A 13,530-nucleotide genomic window follows, 5' to 3' on the forward strand; every position below is an offset into this window, starting at 1 on the left:
CAATTCCGCATAATTTAGGGGATTTATGCTGCAAATGCCTTCTAAGCAAGCGATATCGGCTGGAATTGTCATCGTCGCCGCCGGCCGCGGCGAGCGTGCAGGCTCCTCCGAGGAAGGCCCCAAGCAGTATCGCCTGATCGGCGGCAAGCCGGTTATCGCCCATACGCTTGAAAACTTCATGACGTGGGGGCCGACGACCGAGATCGTCGTCGTTATTCATCCTGATGACGAGGCACTGTTTGCAAAGGCGTTGCGCCACATCGTCTCGGCAACCCCGATCGAAACCGTGCATGGCGGCGCGACCCGGCAGCAATCCGTGCTGGCCGGGCTGAGATACCTCAAGAGCAAGCAAATCAGCCATGTGCTGATCCATGACGCGGTGCGGCCGTTCTTCGACCATGTGCTTCTCGACCGCATCGCCGAGAACCTTGGCGACGGCGCGCAGGCAGTGCTGCCGGCGATCCCGGTCACAGACACGCTGAAACGTGCCGACAGTGCCGGCACCGTGCTGACGACGGTGTCGCGCGAGCACCTCTACGCCGCGCAGACGCCGCAATCCTTCGCCTTCGAAACGATCCTCGACGCGCATGAAAAGGCGGCGGCGAGCGGGCGCAGCGGTTTCACCGACGATGCCTCGATCGCGGAATGGGCGGGCATTCCGGTGACGATCGTCGAGGGCGCGGCCGATAACGTCAAACTCACGGTGAAGAAGGATATCGCCATGGCCGACGACAAACTGTCGACGTCGCTGCTTCCTGATGTGCGCACCGGCAATGGCTACGACGTGCACCAACTCGTAGCGGGTGATGGCGTCACACTCTGCGGCGTGTTTATCCCGCACGACCAGAAGCTCAAAGGCCACTCGGATGCCGACGTCGCGCTGCATGCGCTGACGGATGCGCTGCTCGCCACCTGCGGCGCCGGCGATATCGGTGACCATTTCCCGCCCTCCGACCCGCAATGGAAGGGAGCGGCGTCGCGCATCTTCATCGAGCATGCCGCGCGGATCGTGCGTGAGCGCGGCGGCACGATCATGAATGCCGATGTCTCGCTGATCGCCGAGGCGCCGAAGGTCGGCCCGCATCGCGAGACCATGCGGATGAGACTGTCGGAGTATCTCCGCATCGATATCGAGCGCTGCTCGGTTAAGGCGACGACCAACGAGACGATCGGCTTCGTCGGCCGGCGCGAAGGCATCGCGGCGATCGCCACGGCGACCGTCGTCTATCGCGGGGGGAATCGATGAGCCTTTTTCCCGAGGACATTCTGTCGGCGGCGCAGACGATTATCCGGGACTTCACGGCCGCGGGACTGATGATCTCGACCGCCGAATCGTGCACCGGCGGGCTGATATCAGGCGCGCTGACCGAGATATCGGGTTCATCGGCCGTCGTCGACCGCGGCTTCGTCACCTATACCAATACCGCAAAGATGGAGCTGCTTGGCGTGCAGGAGGCAACGCTGTTGCGCTTCGGGGCGGTCTCCGAGGAAACGGCGCGGCAAATGGTGCATGGCGCCCTCTTCCGCTCGCGCGCGGCGATCGCCGTCGCCGTCACCGGCATTGCCGGCCCCGGCGGCGGATCGGCGGAAAAACCGGTCGGCCTCGTGCATCTCGCCGCCCAATCGCGCGCCGGCGCGCTCGTCCATCGGAAAATGCTCTATGGCGATATCGGCCGCAGCGAGGTTCGGCTGGCAACGGTCGGAACGGCGCTGGAGATGGTGCGCTCCCTCCTTGACGGACGCCGGCAATCGCCGCGTCAGGCCGGCGCGTAGATCCTGCTCGCCCTAGTCTCGAAGGCTTCCGTGAACATGCGGAAGGCGCGGTCGAACATCGAGCCCATCAATGCCCCCAGAATGCGGCTCTTGAACTCGTAGTCGATGAAGAAATCGACTGTGCAGCCGCCGGTCGGCGTCTCGGCGAAATGCCAGCGATTGTCGAGGTATCTGAACGGGCCGTCGATATATTTGACCTCGATGACGTGCTCGGCGCGGTTCAGCAACACCTGCGTCGTGAAGGTTTCGCGGATCGCCTTGTATCCCACCGTCATATCGGCAACGAGCAGGATCTTGCCATCGCGCTCTTTGCGGCTCCTGATGGCGAGCGCTTCACAGAGCGGCAGGAATTCCGGATAGCGCTCGACATCGGCAACGAGGTCAAACATCTGATCGGGCGTGTGCGGGACGGGACGATGGGTTTCGAATTGCGGCATAGGCGGCAATTAAGCGGGCCGGGCGAGAAGATCAAGAAGCTCACGCATCTGACGGCGGGATTTTAGCTGGAGCACGGGTACTTCAGGGCCATGTTCAGCAATGCCGGCGGTGATGCGCGGTGCGATTTTCTCCTCGAATGTCCAGATGAAGCGCAGGAATTCCAAATCGATCTTCTCGGGACAGCCCGGTGCCATTTCCGGGCGGTTGCGACCGATCCATTTCGCCCATCGGCTGATTGCGCCCCAGATACAGAGAAGTTGCGGCATTCGGACCCAGAGGACGAAATCGGTCCGCGGCATCCGAATGTCCAACGAGGACGGATTGCTGCCATCCATAATCCAGCGTTCTTCGAGGATGCGGCTGGCGATGATATTTCTCTGCTCTGCCCTTTCGCGCACCACCCAGCCGGGAAGCCAGAAAACGTCGCGATCGAGCGAAATATACGGCAGCCCGAAGCGCTTGGCGATCTTCAGCGAAATAGTTGATTTTCCACCACCCGAGCAGCCCACGACGAGGATGCGTCCGGCTCTACGGATATGCTCCGCAGCCTGTTCGATGTCGGTGATCGTCTGATGCGGCGGCAGCTCTGCTCTCTGGTCCATCGTGTCGTCCTCGGTCCGTCCGCGCCAAAGGCTGCCCCTCACCCTAACCCTCTCCCCGTAAACGGGTAGAGGGGACGTGCCAAACGCAGCGTTAAAGTTGAGGAGGCGGGTGCGGCATATCCCCTTCGCCCCGTTTACGGGGAGAAGGTGCCGGCAGGCGGATGAGGGGCATGCGGCGATCGCGAGGGCGAGGATATTCTCATGTCGCGGAGCGCGAACCCTTACTCAGCTGCCATCAGCAGCTTCTTTTCGCGCGCCGCTCTCAGCCTTGCGAAATCATCGCCGGCGTGGTGGGAGGAGCGGGTCAGCGGACTGGAGGCAACCATCAGGAAGCCCTTGCTGTAGGCGACCGTCTCGTAGGACTTGAACTCGTCCGGCGTGACGAAGCTTTCGACCTTGTGATGCTTGCGGGTCGGCTGCAGGTACTGGCCAATCGTCAGGAAATCGACGTCGGCGGTGCGCAGGTCATCCATCAGTTGCAGCACCTCGTTGCGCTCCTCGCCAAGGCCGACCATGATGCCCGATTTGGTGAACATCGTGGGATCGAGTTCCTTCACCCGCTGCAAGAGACGGATGGAGTGGAAGTAGCGGGCGCCGGGGCGAACCGTCAGATAATTGCCGGCGACCGTTTCCATATTGTGGTTGAAGACGTCGGGTTTGGCGGCGACGACCCGCTCCAAGGCACCCGGCTTCTTCAGGAAGTCCGGCGTCAGGATCTCGATCGTCGTTGCCGGCGAAGCGGCGCGGATCGCCCAGATCACCTTTTCGAAGTGTTCGGCGCCGCCGTCCTCCAGGTCGTCGCGGTCGACCGAGGTGATGACGACGTGGGATAGGCCCATTTCCTTGACCGCCTTGGCGACGTTCTCCGGCTCGGCCATATCGAGCGCGTTCGGCTTGCCGGTGGCGACATTGCAGAAGGCGCAGGCGCGCGTACAGATCTCGCCCATGATCATGAACGTCGCGTGCTTCTTGTCCCAGCACTCGCCGATATTCGGGCAGCCGGCCTCCTCGCAGACGGTGACGAGCTTGTGCTCCTTCACGATCGCGCGCGTTTCGGCATAGCCCTTGGAGGTCGGCGCCTTGACGCGGATCCAGTCCGGCTTGCGCATGACCTCGGTATCGGGCCGATGCGCCTTCTCGGGATGGCGCACGCGCTTGGCGTCAGGATTGATCGTATCGAGAATGGTCACCATTGCAGTATCAGCTTTCCGCCGCCCCTAAGCGGCATCATCTCTTGGATCTAAAGCGCATCGCGATCTTTCAGATTCGCTCCTCGCGCTTTAGCTCTTTGTTTTTCCGCACGTCGTTGCCGCAAAACCGCTGCACACTTTTGCGCGACATACTTTAGCGCCGCACCAGCCGCGCAAGGAATATCAGCAGGCAGGCGCCGAGGAAACCGGTCACGAAATAACCGAGCCGTCCGCCGGCAAGCTGGACATGGAACTCAGCGAGGATGGCAGTGGCGACGACCGAGCCGACGATGCCGAGCACAATGTTCAGGAAAATCCCATACCGCGCCTCCATCAGCTTGCCGGCAAGCCAACCCGCAAGCCCGCCGATGATGATTGCCGAAATCCAGCCCACGCCTTCCATGCCTGCCCTTACCCTTAAGCGACCGCCCTGGCGATCAGCACCACGATGATGGCGCCGACGGTGGCGTGGATGATCTGCACGACCAGCGCGTTTTCAATGCCCAGCGAAATGCCGAGCGCGCTGAACAGATAACCGCCGACGAAGGCGCCGATGATTCCGCTCAGCAGGCATCTGATCAAGCCGCCGCCACCGACGACCAGACTTGCTAGGAAGCCTGCAACCAGGCCGATCAGCAAAAACACCAACAACGCCTGCGTCTCCATAGACATGATGATTTCCTTTCGTTTTTTCCAGCCCCCGATGGATGGCCTAGGCCATCCCGTAGGATGGCTTCGCCGCCTCTGCGGGACGGCTTGCCGCCCTGGGATAGAGGGCAGCCCTGGAAATTATCAAGCGTTCAGCACGCGGCCATAGGCATCGAGCACCGCTTCCTTCATCGTTTCGGAGACTGTGGGATGCGGGAAGATGGTGTGCATCAATTCTTCCTCGGTCGTCTCCAGGTTCATCGCAACGACGAAGCCCTGGATGAGCTCGGTGACTTCGGCGCCGACCATGTGGGCACCGAGCAGTTCGCCGGTCTTCTTGTCGAAGATCACCTTCACCATGCCCTGGTCTTCACCGAGCGCGATCGCCTTGCCGTTTGCCGCGAAGGAGAAGCGACCAACGCGAATGTCGCGGCCGAGTTCCTTGGCTTTCGCTTCGGTGAGCCCGACGGAAGCGACCTGCGGATTGCAATAGGTGCAGCCGGGAACCTTACCCTTATCGGTCGGATGAACGTTCGGCAGGCCGGCGATCCTTTCGACGCAGACGACACCCTCATGCTCGGCCTTGTGCGCCAGCATCGGCGGGCCGGCAACGTCGCCGATCGCATAGATGCCGGCGACATTGGTCTTGCCGTAACCGTCGGCGACGACACAGCCGCGGTCGGTCTTGATGCCGAGCGCTTCCAATCCGAGATTTTCGATGTTGCCCTGAACGCCGACGGCGGAGATCATCCGGTCGGCGGTAATCTGCTGCACCTTGCCATCCGCAGTCTCGACATGGGCGGTGATGCTGCCGGCACCCTTCTCGACCTTCGTGACCTTGGCGCTGGTGAAGATCTTCAGGCCGCGCTTTTCAAGCTGCTTGCGGGCGATGGCGGTGATCTCGGCATCTTCGACCGGCATGATGGTCGGCATGACTTCGACAACCGTCACGTCGACGCCCATCGAGCGGTAGAAGCTGGCGAATTCGATGCCGATCGCGCCCGAGCCCATGACGATCAGCGACTTCGGCAGCGCATCCGGCTTCAGCGCCTCGAAATAGGTCCAGATCAGCTTGCCGTCGGGCTCGATGCCGGGCAGCGCGCGCGGGCGGGCGCCGGTGGCGATGATGATGTGCTTGGCGGTGTAGGTGCCCTCGCCCTTGACATTCTTCGGCAGCGGGTGCTGCGGCTCGACGACCGGCTTCGACGACTTGCCGACGACGATCTCGCCTGGTTTGGTGATCTTTCCCTCGCCCCAGATGATGTCGATCTTGTTCTTCTTCATCAGGAAGCCGACGCCGGCGTTGAGGCGGGCGGAGACGGCGCGCGAGCGGCCAACGACGGCCTTGGCATCCGGCTTGACCGTGCCTTCGAGGACGAGGCCGAAATCCTTGAAGTGATTGGCGTGATCCAGCACCTCGGCCGAGCGCAGCAGCGCCTTTGTGGGGATGCAGCCCCAGTTCAGGCAGATGCCGCCCATATGCTCGCGCTCGACTATCGCGGTCTTGAGGCCGAGCTGAGCGGCGCGGATGGCGGCGACATAGCCGCCGGGACCGGAGCCGATGATGATGACGTCGTAGGATTCAGCCATGTGTTTCCTGCCCTTTGTTTTACGCTGCGCTGCGGGTCATGAGCACCCACGCGTGGCTCTTGCTGTTTTCGAAGAGCGGCACGGCATCGGCGCGCGCAGCCTCCAGGAATCCGTTTCTTCCATAAAGCGACAAAGCCGCTTCGTTATCACTTGCGGTGATCAGGCTGACGGGGCGGCGATCGGCCCTGTCGATCTGATCTTCCAGCAGCCTGCGTCCGATGCCGATGCCGCGCAGATGACGATAGACGCCGAGACTGCCGATGAACCAGCTTCCCACAACCGTTTTCTGCAAGGCGAGCATCGGCTCGGTCGCCGGGATCGTCGCCTCGATATCACCTATGCCGTCCTCCAGCGCATGGCCGATCGCCACACCTGCGACTTCGCCATAGGCCTCGGCGATGACGGAATCCCGCCAGCTGCCGACAGCGTCCTCCTCGCTCATCTTCAGCCTGCCCCGCTCCATCGGCGTGTCGCTGACGCCATTCGCCACATCGGCGCACCAGAGCCAGGAGGCAAAACCGTGCGAAGCAATATCCGCCAGAATCGCCAGCTCCGAGGCATCCCGCCGTGAGGCCTGCCGCAGCGCGATGAAGGCGGTCATCGTCAGATCCCCAGCATCATCCGAACGATCGATTCCAGCCCGCGCCCCAGCGACCGCGTATTCTCCGCATCGAGATGGATGCCATCAATCGGCGTGGTCCTGGCGACGGAATTGCCGTCGAAAAAGCCGCAACCGAGTTCGTCGGCAAGATCACGATAAAGCGTCGCAAGCTTTGCCGATTCGTCGATGCCGCCCGGAAAGGACGCGGCGAAAGGCACATTGCCCGTCGCGCAGATCGCCGGCGGCGCCACGATCAGGATCTCCGGCCCGTCGAATTCGAAGGGCCAGGCGTGATTGCGGATCAGCCGCACGAGGCGGCTGATGCCCTGGCAGGCGGCAAAGGCCGAACCCGCCACGACCGGCTTCATATCGTTGGTGCCGAGCAGGAGGATGACGAGATCGAGCGGCGCATGCGTCTGCAGGATCGTCGGCAGAACGCGCGCACCATTGCGGTCGCAATCGGCGAGATGATCGTCGAAAGCGGTCGTGCGGCCGTTCAGCCCTTCGGCGATGATGCGCGCCTCGCTGCCGAGCGCTGCCTGAAGCACGCTCGGCCAGCGGTTTTTGTAGTCATGACGGCCGATCATATCGGCGTCATAACCCCAGGTCAGCGAGTCGCCATAGCAAAGAACGGTCTTGGTCATTTCCGCCTCCGCCCAGCTATCAGACAAGCATGCCCATCGGGTTCTCGATGTAGCCCTTGAAGGCCTGGAGCAGCTCGGCGCCGAGCGCACCATCGACACAGCGATGGTCGGTCGACAGCGTAACCGACATCACCGTGGCGATCGCCATTTCGCCGTTCTTGACGACGACCCGCTGTTCGCCGGCGCCGACCGCGAGGATCGTCGCATGCGGCGGGTTGACGACGGCGGCGAAGTTCTTGACGCCCATCATGCCCATGTTCGACACCGAGCTGGTGCCGCCCTGATATTCCTCGGGCTTCAGCTTGCGGTCCTTGGCCCGCTTGCCGAGATCGCGCATCTCGTTAGAGATGACAGACAGCGTCTTCTGCTCGGCCTTGCGGATGATCGGCGTGATCAGGCCGCCGGGGATCGAGACGGCGACGCCGACATCAGCATGCTTGTGCTTGACCATGTTGGTCTCGGTCCAGGAAACGTTGGCATCCGGCACGTCACGCAGCGCCAGCGCCAGCGCCTTGATGACCATGTCATTGACCGAGAGCTTGTAGGCCGGAGCGTTGTCCTTGCGGGGAGCAGCGTCGTTCAGCTGGGCGCGCAGCGCCATCAGCGCATCGAGCTCGCAATCGACACTAACGTAGAAATGCGGGATCGTCTGCTTGGATTCGACCAGACGCCGGGCGATCGTCTTGCGCATGCCGTCATGCGGCACGAGCTCGTAGGAGCCCGGCTCGAAGAGCTTGAGCACGGCATCCTCGGAAGCGCCCTTCGGCGCTGCGGCCGGAGCCGGAGCGGCGGCAGCCTGCGGGGCAGCAGCGGACGGCGCGGCGGCAGGTTTGGCGCCACCACCGGCAACGGCGGCTTCGACGTCGCTCTTAACGACGCGGCCATGCGGTCCAGAGCCGGCGACAGCCGAAAGATCGATACCGGCGTCCTTGGCAAGCCTGCGGGCAAGCGGCGAAGAGAAGGTGCGGTTGCCGTTTGAGGAAACCGCCGCGGGTGCGGCGGCGGGCGCCGGCGCTACAGCCGCCTCAGCCTTCGCCGGTGCAGCCTCGGCCTTCGGCGCGGGGGCGGCGTCAGCCTTCGCCGGAGCGGCAGAGCCTGCACCGCTTGCCGCAGTGGCGACATCCTCGCCATCAGCGGCGAGAACGGCGATCAGCGCATTGACCTTGACACCTTCGGTGCCGGCGGCAACGACGAGCTTGGCGACCGTGCCTTCATCGACGGCTTCGACTTCCATCGTCGCCTTGTCGGTCTCGATCTCGGCGATCACATCGCCAGACTTGACCGTGTCGCCTTCCTTGACCAGCCATTTGGAAAGATTGCCTTCCTCCATGGTCGGAGAGAGGGCGGGCATCGTGATATTGATCGGCATATTAGTGGCCCTCCCTGAGCGAACCGGCAACGGCGAGTTCAAGCTGCCGCCCGCCAATCGACTTTCCAATTGTGCGTGCCAAAATAAAGTTGAACACAAAAAAACTTGCGATCAGACCGCTAATAGCACCACCCCATTGCAGAAGCGGAGTTATCGTCTCCCGAGGTATGCCGGCAATTCCACCAGCAACCCCTAAAACGAACCCAAAAGCTGCACCGGCAACAAAACCGCAGATGGCGCTGAGTAAAACCAACTTCCAATAGATCGACCAAGCAATGCGCCTGACATCTTTCATCACGGCCATCACCCGCCCCTTATTTGTAGCAAACAGCCTTCACCGCATCGACGACTTCGCCGACGTTCGGAAGCGCCAGCTTTTCGAGATTGGCGGCGTAAGGCATCGGTACGTCCTTGCCCGCAATCGTCAGGATCGGCGCATCGAGATAGTCGAAGGCCTGCTGCATGACGCGGGTGGCGATTTCGGTGCCGACTGAAGACTGCGGATAACCTTCCTCGACGGTGACCAGACGGCCGGTCTTCTTGACCGATTCGATGACCGTCGGAAGGTCCATCGGCCGGATGGTGCGAAGATCGATAAGCTCGACGTCGATGCCGATCCTTTCGAGTTCGGCAACCGCCTTCGTCGCATAGGTCATACCGATGCCGAAGGAGACGACTGTGACGTCCTTGCCCGAACGGTGAATACGGGCCTTGCCGATCGGCAGCACGAAATTGTCGAGCTTCGGCACGTCGAAGTGCTGGCCGTAGAGAATTTCGTTTTCGAGGAAGATGACCGGGTTCGGATCGCGGATCGCTGCCTTCAGCAGGCCCTTTGCGTCGGACGCCGTATAAGGCATGACGACCTTCAGGCCGGGGATCGCGCTGTACCAGGCCGCATAATCCTGGCTGTGCTGGGCGCCGACACGGGCGGCCGCACCGTTCGGGCCGCGGAAGACGATCGGAGCACCCATCTGGCCGCCGGACATATAGAGCGTCTTGGCGGCGGAGTTGATGATGTGGTCGATCGCCTGCATGGCGAAGTTGAAGGTCATGAACTCGACGATCGGGCGCAGGCCGGCCATGGCGGCACCGACGCCGACGCCGGCAAAGCCGTGCTCGGTGATCGGCGTATCGATGACGCGGCGGGGGCCGAATTCCTGCAGCAGGCCTTGGGTGACCTTGTAGGCGCCCTGATATTCGGCGACTTCCTCGCCCATGACGAAGACGTCGTCGCTGGCGCGCATTTCTTCGGCCATGGCGTCGCGGAGCGCTTCGCGCACGGTCATCGACACCATTTCGGTGCCGGCCGGGATTTCCGGATCGTTCGGAACGGCAGCCTTCGGCTCGGCCGGAACGGGAGCAGTAGCCGAACCGGTATTGGTCGGCTTTTCTTCCTGGGCAACCTGCGGAGCAGCGACTGGCTGAGCAGCAGCAGGCGCAGTGGAAATCGCGTCGGCCGATTCGCCGTCCTGCAGCAGCACGGCGATCTTGGTGTTGACCTTGACGCCTTCGGTGCCGGCATCGACCAGCAGCTTGCCGATGACGCCTTCGTCGACGGCTTCGACTTCCATCGTCGCCTTGTCGGTTTCGATTTCGGCAATCACGTCGCCTGAGGTGACCTTGTCACCTTCCTGCTTCAGCCATTTGGACAGCGTGCCTTCTTCCATCGTCGGAGAGAGGGCGGGCATGAGGATATCGATAGGCATGGGTTCCCTCCCCCGATTAGAGCAGAATGTCGGTGTAGAGCTCGGATGCATCCGGCTCCGGATCGGCCTGGGCGAAATCGGCGCTGTCGGCGACGATGTCGCGGACATCCTTGTCGATCGCCTTCAGATCGTCTTCGGAGGCCCAGCCCTTTTCGATGAGGCGCGCCTTGACCTGCTCGATCGGATCCTGCTCGGAGCGCATCTTCTGCACTTCTTCCTTCGAGCGATATTTCGCCGGATCCGACATGGAGTGGCCGCGGTAACGATAGGTCAGCATTTCGAGAATGATCGGGCCCTTGCCGGAGCGGCAATGTTCGAGCGCCTCGTCGGCGGCCGCCTTGACGGCGCGAACGTCCATCCCGTCAACCTGGATGCCGGGGATGCCGAAGCCGGAGCCGCGCAGCGAGTAGTTCGACTGCGCAGTGGCGCGGGCCGTCGAGGTGCCCATGGCGTAGCGGTTGTTCTCGACGATATAGACGATCGGCAGCTTCCAGAGGGCCGCCATGTTGAAGCTCTCGTAGACCTGGCCCTGGTTGGCGGCGCCATCGCCGAAATAGGCGATCGAGACATTGCCGTTGCCGCGGTAATGGTTGGCAAAGGCAAGACCGGTTCCGAGCGAAACCTGGGCGCCGACGATGCCGTGGCCGCCGTAGAAATGCTTCTCTTTCGAGAACATGTGCATCGAGCCGCCCTTCCCGTGGGAATAGCCGCTGCGGCGGCCGGTCAGCTCGGCCATGACGCCGCGCGCTTCCATGCCGGTTGCCAGCATGTGGCCGTGGTCGCGATAGGCGGTGATGACCTGGTCGCCTTCCTTCTGCGCCATCTGCATGCCGACGACGACAGCTTCCTGACCGATATAGAGGTGGCAAAAGCCGCCGATGAAGCCCATGCCGTAAAGCTGGCCGGCCTTCTCCTCGAAGCGGCGGATCAGCAGCATCTCGCGATAGGCCTTGAACTCCTCATCGCGATCGAAGTCGGCTACCGGGCCTCCATTCGATGCTTTGGCTGCCGGTTTTGCTGCAGTTTTGCGGCTGGAAACGGTCGCGGTCTTTCGCGGCGCCATTCAACCCTCCCTATGGGTTTGTCGTTTCTCGATGGCGCGTACCATAGGGAAGAAATATGACCACAGCAATGCCATAATTGCATGGCTCGTATTCAGCACTAAACTATTGGAAATACGAAGAAAATTCCAATTAACCGAATTCCGGTTAATTGGAATAATGGTTGAATATGACGATCTCGTCCGCGCGCGACATATTGAGCTGATAGCGCGCTTTTTCGTCCAACATATCCTTGTCGAGCGAGCCATCACTCAGAAGCGCGACCTGATTTTCCAGATGTTCGCGCTTCGCCTTCAAGATCGCAAGCTCTTTTTCACGCGCGACGCGCTGGTGCTCGAACGTCTCCGTTGCGCGCAGGCCGTAATCGCCGTGAATGCAATGATAGCCGAAATAGGAGAGGAAGGCGACCGTCATGGCCGGAATGACGAAGCGGCCGAATTTTCTCTTCTTATGATGCTTTGTCCACATACACGCATGCTCTTGAACGCATTACCAATTCGTTCAGCATAACGCCCAGAGATTAACCGTTCGTTGACCGTAAAAACGGCCAACAAAAAACCCGCGCCGGGAGGGCGCGGGTCAAATTATCGAAAGCAGATCCGATCAGCCGCGAATGATCGAGCGGCCGGCATACTGGGCCTGGGGGCCGAGGCCTTCCTCGATGCGGATCAGTTGGTTGTACTTGGCAAGACGGTCCGAACGGGACAGCGAGCCGGTCTTGATCTGGCCGCAGTTGGTGGCGACAGCGAGATCGGCGATGGTCGAATCTTCGGTTTCGCCGGAGCGGTGCGACATGACGGCTGTGTAGGCAGCCTTATGCGCCGTGTTGACGGCGTCGAGCGTTTCCGTCAGCGAACCGATCTGGTTGACCTTGACGAGGATCGAGTTGGCGACACCCATGCGGATGCCGTCGCGAAGACGGGCGGAGTTGGTGACGAAGAGATCGTCGCCGACGAGCTGGGTCTTCTTGCCTGTGAGGTCGGTCAGCGTCTTCCAGCCGTCCCAGTCGTCTTCAGCCATGCCGTCCTCGATCGAGATGATCGGGTACTTGGCGGCAAGTTCGGCCAGATATTCGGCCATGGCGCCCGATTCGAGCGTGCGGCCTTCACCTTCGAGGACGTATTTGCCGTCCTTGAAGAACTCCGTCGAGGCGCAATCGAGACCGAGGTAGATGTCCTCACCCGGCCTGTAGCCGGCTTTCTCGACCGACTTGACGATGAAATCGAGGGCTTCCGAAGCGCTCTTCAGGCCCGGTGCGAAACCGCCTTCATCGCCGACATTGGTGTTGTGGCCCTGGGCGGCCAGTTCCTTGCGGAGCGTGTGGAAGACTTCCGAACCCATACGCACGGCTTCGGCGATCGTATCGGCGCCGACCGGCAGGATCATGAATTCCTGGAAATCGATCGGATTGTCGGCATGGGCGCCGCCGTTGATGATGTTCATCATCGGCACCGGAAGCAGGCTCGCGGAAGCGCCGCCGACGTAGCGATAGAGCGGCAGGCCGGAGGCTTGGGCAGCAGCCTTAGCGACGGCCAGCGACACACCGAGGATAGCGTTGGCGCCGAGGCGCGACTTGTTCGGCGTGCCGTCGAGCTCGATCATGATGTTGTCGATCTGGATCTGGTTTTCGGCATCGATGCCGCCGATCGCGTCGAAGATCTCGGTATTGGCCGCATCGACCGCTTTCTGCACGCCCTTGCCGAGGTAGCGCTTGCCGCCGTCGCGCAGCTCGACCGCCTCATGGGCGCCGGTCGAAGCGCCCGAGGGAACGGCCGCGCGGCCCATGCTGCCGTCTTCGAGATAGACATCGACTTCGACGGTGGGGTTGCCACGGCTATCGAGAATTTCGCGGGCGATGATATCGGTGATTGCAGTCATGGGTTCTTCCTGCTCGGTGGGTGATCAATC

General features: G+C 61.9%; 16 protein-coding genes. 2 read left to right on the top strand and 14 right to left on the bottom strand.

What is annotated here, in order from left to right; all coding sequences use genetic code 11:
• Positions 1–25 precede the first annotated feature (25 nt).
• Both FHX03_RS10865 and FHX03_RS10870 read left to right on the top strand, forming a co-directional pair.
• Positions 26–1,246 carry a bifunctional 2-C-methyl-D-erythritol 4-phosphate cytidylyltransferase/2-C-methyl-D-erythritol 2,4-cyclodiphosphate synthase gene (locus FHX03_RS10865; RefSeq protein WP_183853607.1) on the top strand — a complete coding sequence of 407 codons (1,221 nt, stop codon included), beginning with the start codon at positions 26–28 and terminating at the stop codon, positions 1,244–1,246.
• A complete protein-coding gene (locus FHX03_RS10870; protein WP_183853609.1) occupies positions 1,243–1,773 on the top strand; it encodes a CinA family protein in 531 nt (176 codons plus the stop codon). Before FHX03_RS10865 ends, FHX03_RS10870 begins: the two co-directional genes overlap by 4 nt.
• Here the strand turns inward: FHX03_RS10870 and FHX03_RS10875 are convergent.
• From FHX03_RS10875 to eno, 14 genes are all read right to left on the bottom strand, one after another.
• Complete coding sequence (locus FHX03_RS10875) at positions 1,758–2,210, bottom strand: type II toxin-antitoxin system RatA family toxin (RefSeq protein ID WP_003586640.1); 453 nt, start codon at positions 2,208–2,210, stop codon at positions 1,758–1,760. The two genes, FHX03_RS10870 and FHX03_RS10875, sit on opposite strands and share 16 nt — an antisense overlap.
• Positions 2,211–2,219: 9 nt before the next feature.
• Positions 2,220–2,813 carry an AAA family ATPase gene (locus tag FHX03_RS10880; protein WP_183853611.1) on the bottom strand — a complete coding sequence of 198 codons (594 nt, stop codon included), beginning with the start codon at positions 2,811–2,813 and terminating at the stop codon, positions 2,220–2,222.
• Between the two features lie 221 nt (positions 2,814–3,034).
• Positions 3,035–4,006, bottom strand: coding sequence for a lipoyl synthase (gene lipA / locus FHX03_RS10885; RefSeq protein ID WP_054183185.1), 972 nt, complete (start codon positions 4,004–4,006; stop codon positions 3,035–3,037).
• 151 nt (positions 4,007–4,157) lie between these two features.
• On the bottom strand, positions 4,158–4,406 hold the full coding sequence (locus tag FHX03_RS10890) for a GlsB/YeaQ/YmgE family stress response membrane protein (RefSeq protein WP_097625375.1): 249 nt from the start codon (positions 4,404–4,406) through the stop codon (positions 4,158–4,160).
• A 14-nt stretch (positions 4,407–4,420) separates the two neighbouring features.
• Entirely contained in the window at positions 4,421–4,675 is a 255-nt protein-coding gene (locus FHX03_RS10895) for a GlsB/YeaQ/YmgE family stress response membrane protein (protein ID WP_003539329.1), read from the bottom strand.
• Positions 4,676–4,795: 120 nt separating this feature from the next.
• Complete coding sequence (gene lpdA / locus FHX03_RS10900; RefSeq protein ID WP_097625374.1) at positions 4,796–6,241, bottom strand: dihydrolipoyl dehydrogenase; 1,446 nt, start codon at positions 6,239–6,241, stop codon at positions 4,796–4,798.
• A 19-nt stretch (positions 6,242–6,260) separates the two neighbouring features.
• Entirely contained in the window at positions 6,261–6,842 is a 582-nt protein-coding gene (locus tag FHX03_RS10905; protein ID WP_097625373.1) for a GNAT family N-acetyltransferase, read from the bottom strand.
• 2 nt (positions 6,843–6,844) lie between these two features.
• Positions 6,845–7,486, bottom strand: a complete 642-nt coding sequence (locus FHX03_RS10910; protein ID WP_183853613.1) for an SGNH/GDSL hydrolase family protein — start codon at positions 7,484–7,486, stop codon at positions 6,845–6,847.
• A gap of 19 nt (positions 7,487–7,505) precedes the next feature.
• The gene (locus tag FHX03_RS10915) at positions 7,506–8,855 is read right to left on the bottom strand and encodes a pyruvate dehydrogenase complex dihydrolipoamide acetyltransferase (RefSeq protein WP_097625371.1); all 1,350 of its coding nucleotides are present in this window, start codon (positions 8,853–8,855) and stop codon (positions 7,506–7,508) included.
• A gap of 1 nt (position 8,856) precedes the next feature.
• Positions 8,857–9,159: a hypothetical protein gene (locus tag FHX03_RS10920; RefSeq protein WP_097625370.1), complete on the bottom strand. Its 303-nt coding sequence runs from the start codon at positions 9,157–9,159 to the stop codon at positions 8,857–8,859.
• Between the two features lie 10 nt (positions 9,160–9,169).
• Positions 9,170–10,561 carry a pyruvate dehydrogenase complex E1 component subunit beta gene (locus tag FHX03_RS10925; protein WP_097625369.1) on the bottom strand — a complete coding sequence of 464 codons (1,392 nt, stop codon included), beginning with the start codon at positions 10,559–10,561 and terminating at the stop codon, positions 9,170–9,172.
• Between the two features lie 16 nt (positions 10,562–10,577).
• Positions 10,578–11,624 (bottom strand): pyruvate dehydrogenase (acetyl-transferring) E1 component subunit alpha, encoded by a 1,047-nt coding sequence (pdhA, locus tag FHX03_RS10930; protein WP_097625368.1) that lies wholly within the window; start codon positions 11,622–11,624, stop codon positions 10,578–10,580.
• A 145-nt stretch (positions 11,625–11,769) separates the two neighbouring features.
• Positions 11,770–12,090, bottom strand: coding sequence for an FtsB family cell division protein (locus FHX03_RS10935; RefSeq protein ID WP_049735204.1), 321 nt, complete (start codon positions 12,088–12,090; stop codon positions 11,770–11,772).
• A 135-nt stretch (positions 12,091–12,225) separates the two neighbouring features.
• On the bottom strand, positions 12,226–13,500 hold the full coding sequence (eno, locus tag FHX03_RS10940; RefSeq protein ID WP_064838359.1) for a phosphopyruvate hydratase: 1,275 nt from the start codon (positions 13,498–13,500) through the stop codon (positions 12,226–12,228).
• Between the last annotated feature and the right edge of the window lie 30 nt (positions 13,501–13,530).

Source organism: Rhizobium sp. BK456, from assembly GCF_014194045.1.
GTDB lineage: Bacteria > Pseudomonadota > Alphaproteobacteria > Rhizobiales > Rhizobiaceae > Rhizobium > Rhizobium redzepovicii.

Excerpts from the sequence above, each read along its gene's own strand:
- FHX03_RS10865 (WP_183853607.1), top strand. The coding sequence starts at position 26 with ATGCTGCAAATGCCTTCTAAGCAAGCGATATCGGCTGGAATTGTCATC.
- FHX03_RS10870 (WP_183853609.1), top strand. The coding sequence starts at position 1,243 with ATGAGCCTTTTTCCCGAGGACATTCTGTCGGCGGCGCAGACGATTATC.
- FHX03_RS10875 (WP_003586640.1), bottom strand. The coding sequence starts at position 2,210 with ATGCCGCAATTCGAAACCCATCGTCCCGTCCCGCACACGCCCGATCAG.
- FHX03_RS10880 (WP_183853611.1), bottom strand. The coding sequence starts at position 2,813 with ATGGACCAGAGAGCAGAGCTGCCGCCGCATCAGACGATCACCGACATC.
- lipA (WP_054183185.1), bottom strand. The coding sequence starts at position 4,006 with ATGGTGACCATTCTCGATACGATCAATCCTGACGCCAAGCGCGTGCGC.
- FHX03_RS10890 (WP_097625375.1), bottom strand. The coding sequence starts at position 4,406 with ATGGAAGGCGTGGGCTGGATTTCGGCAATCATCATCGGCGGGCTTGCG.
- FHX03_RS10895 (WP_003539329.1), bottom strand. The coding sequence starts at position 4,675 with ATGTCTATGGAGACGCAGGCGTTGTTGGTGTTTTTGCTGATCGGCCTG.
- lpdA (WP_097625374.1), bottom strand. The coding sequence starts at position 6,241 with ATGGCTGAATCCTACGACGTCATCATCATCGGCTCCGGTCCCGGCGGC.
- FHX03_RS10905 (WP_097625373.1), bottom strand. The coding sequence starts at position 6,842 with ATGACCGCCTTCATCGCGCTGCGGCAGGCCTCACGGCGGGATGCCTCG.
- FHX03_RS10910 (WP_183853613.1), bottom strand. The coding sequence starts at position 7,486 with ATGACCAAGACCGTTCTTTGCTATGGCGACTCGCTGACCTGGGGTTAT.
- FHX03_RS10915 (WP_097625371.1), bottom strand. The coding sequence starts at position 8,855 with ATGCCGATCAATATCACGATGCCCGCCCTCTCTCCGACCATGGAGGAA.
- FHX03_RS10920 (WP_097625370.1), bottom strand. The coding sequence starts at position 9,159 with ATGGCCGTGATGAAAGATGTCAGGCGCATTGCTTGGTCGATCTATTGG.
- FHX03_RS10925 (WP_097625369.1), bottom strand. The coding sequence starts at position 10,561 with ATGCCTATCGATATCCTCATGCCCGCCCTCTCTCCGACGATGGAAGAA.
- pdhA (WP_097625368.1), bottom strand. The coding sequence starts at position 11,624 with ATGGCGCCGCGAAAGACCGCGACCGTTTCCAGCCGCAAAACTGCAGCA.
- FHX03_RS10935 (WP_049735204.1), bottom strand. The coding sequence starts at position 12,090 with ATGTGGACAAAGCATCATAAGAAGAGAAAATTCGGCCGCTTCGTCATT.
- eno (WP_064838359.1), bottom strand. The coding sequence starts at position 13,500 with ATGACTGCAATCACCGATATCATCGCCCGCGAAATTCTCGATAGCCGT.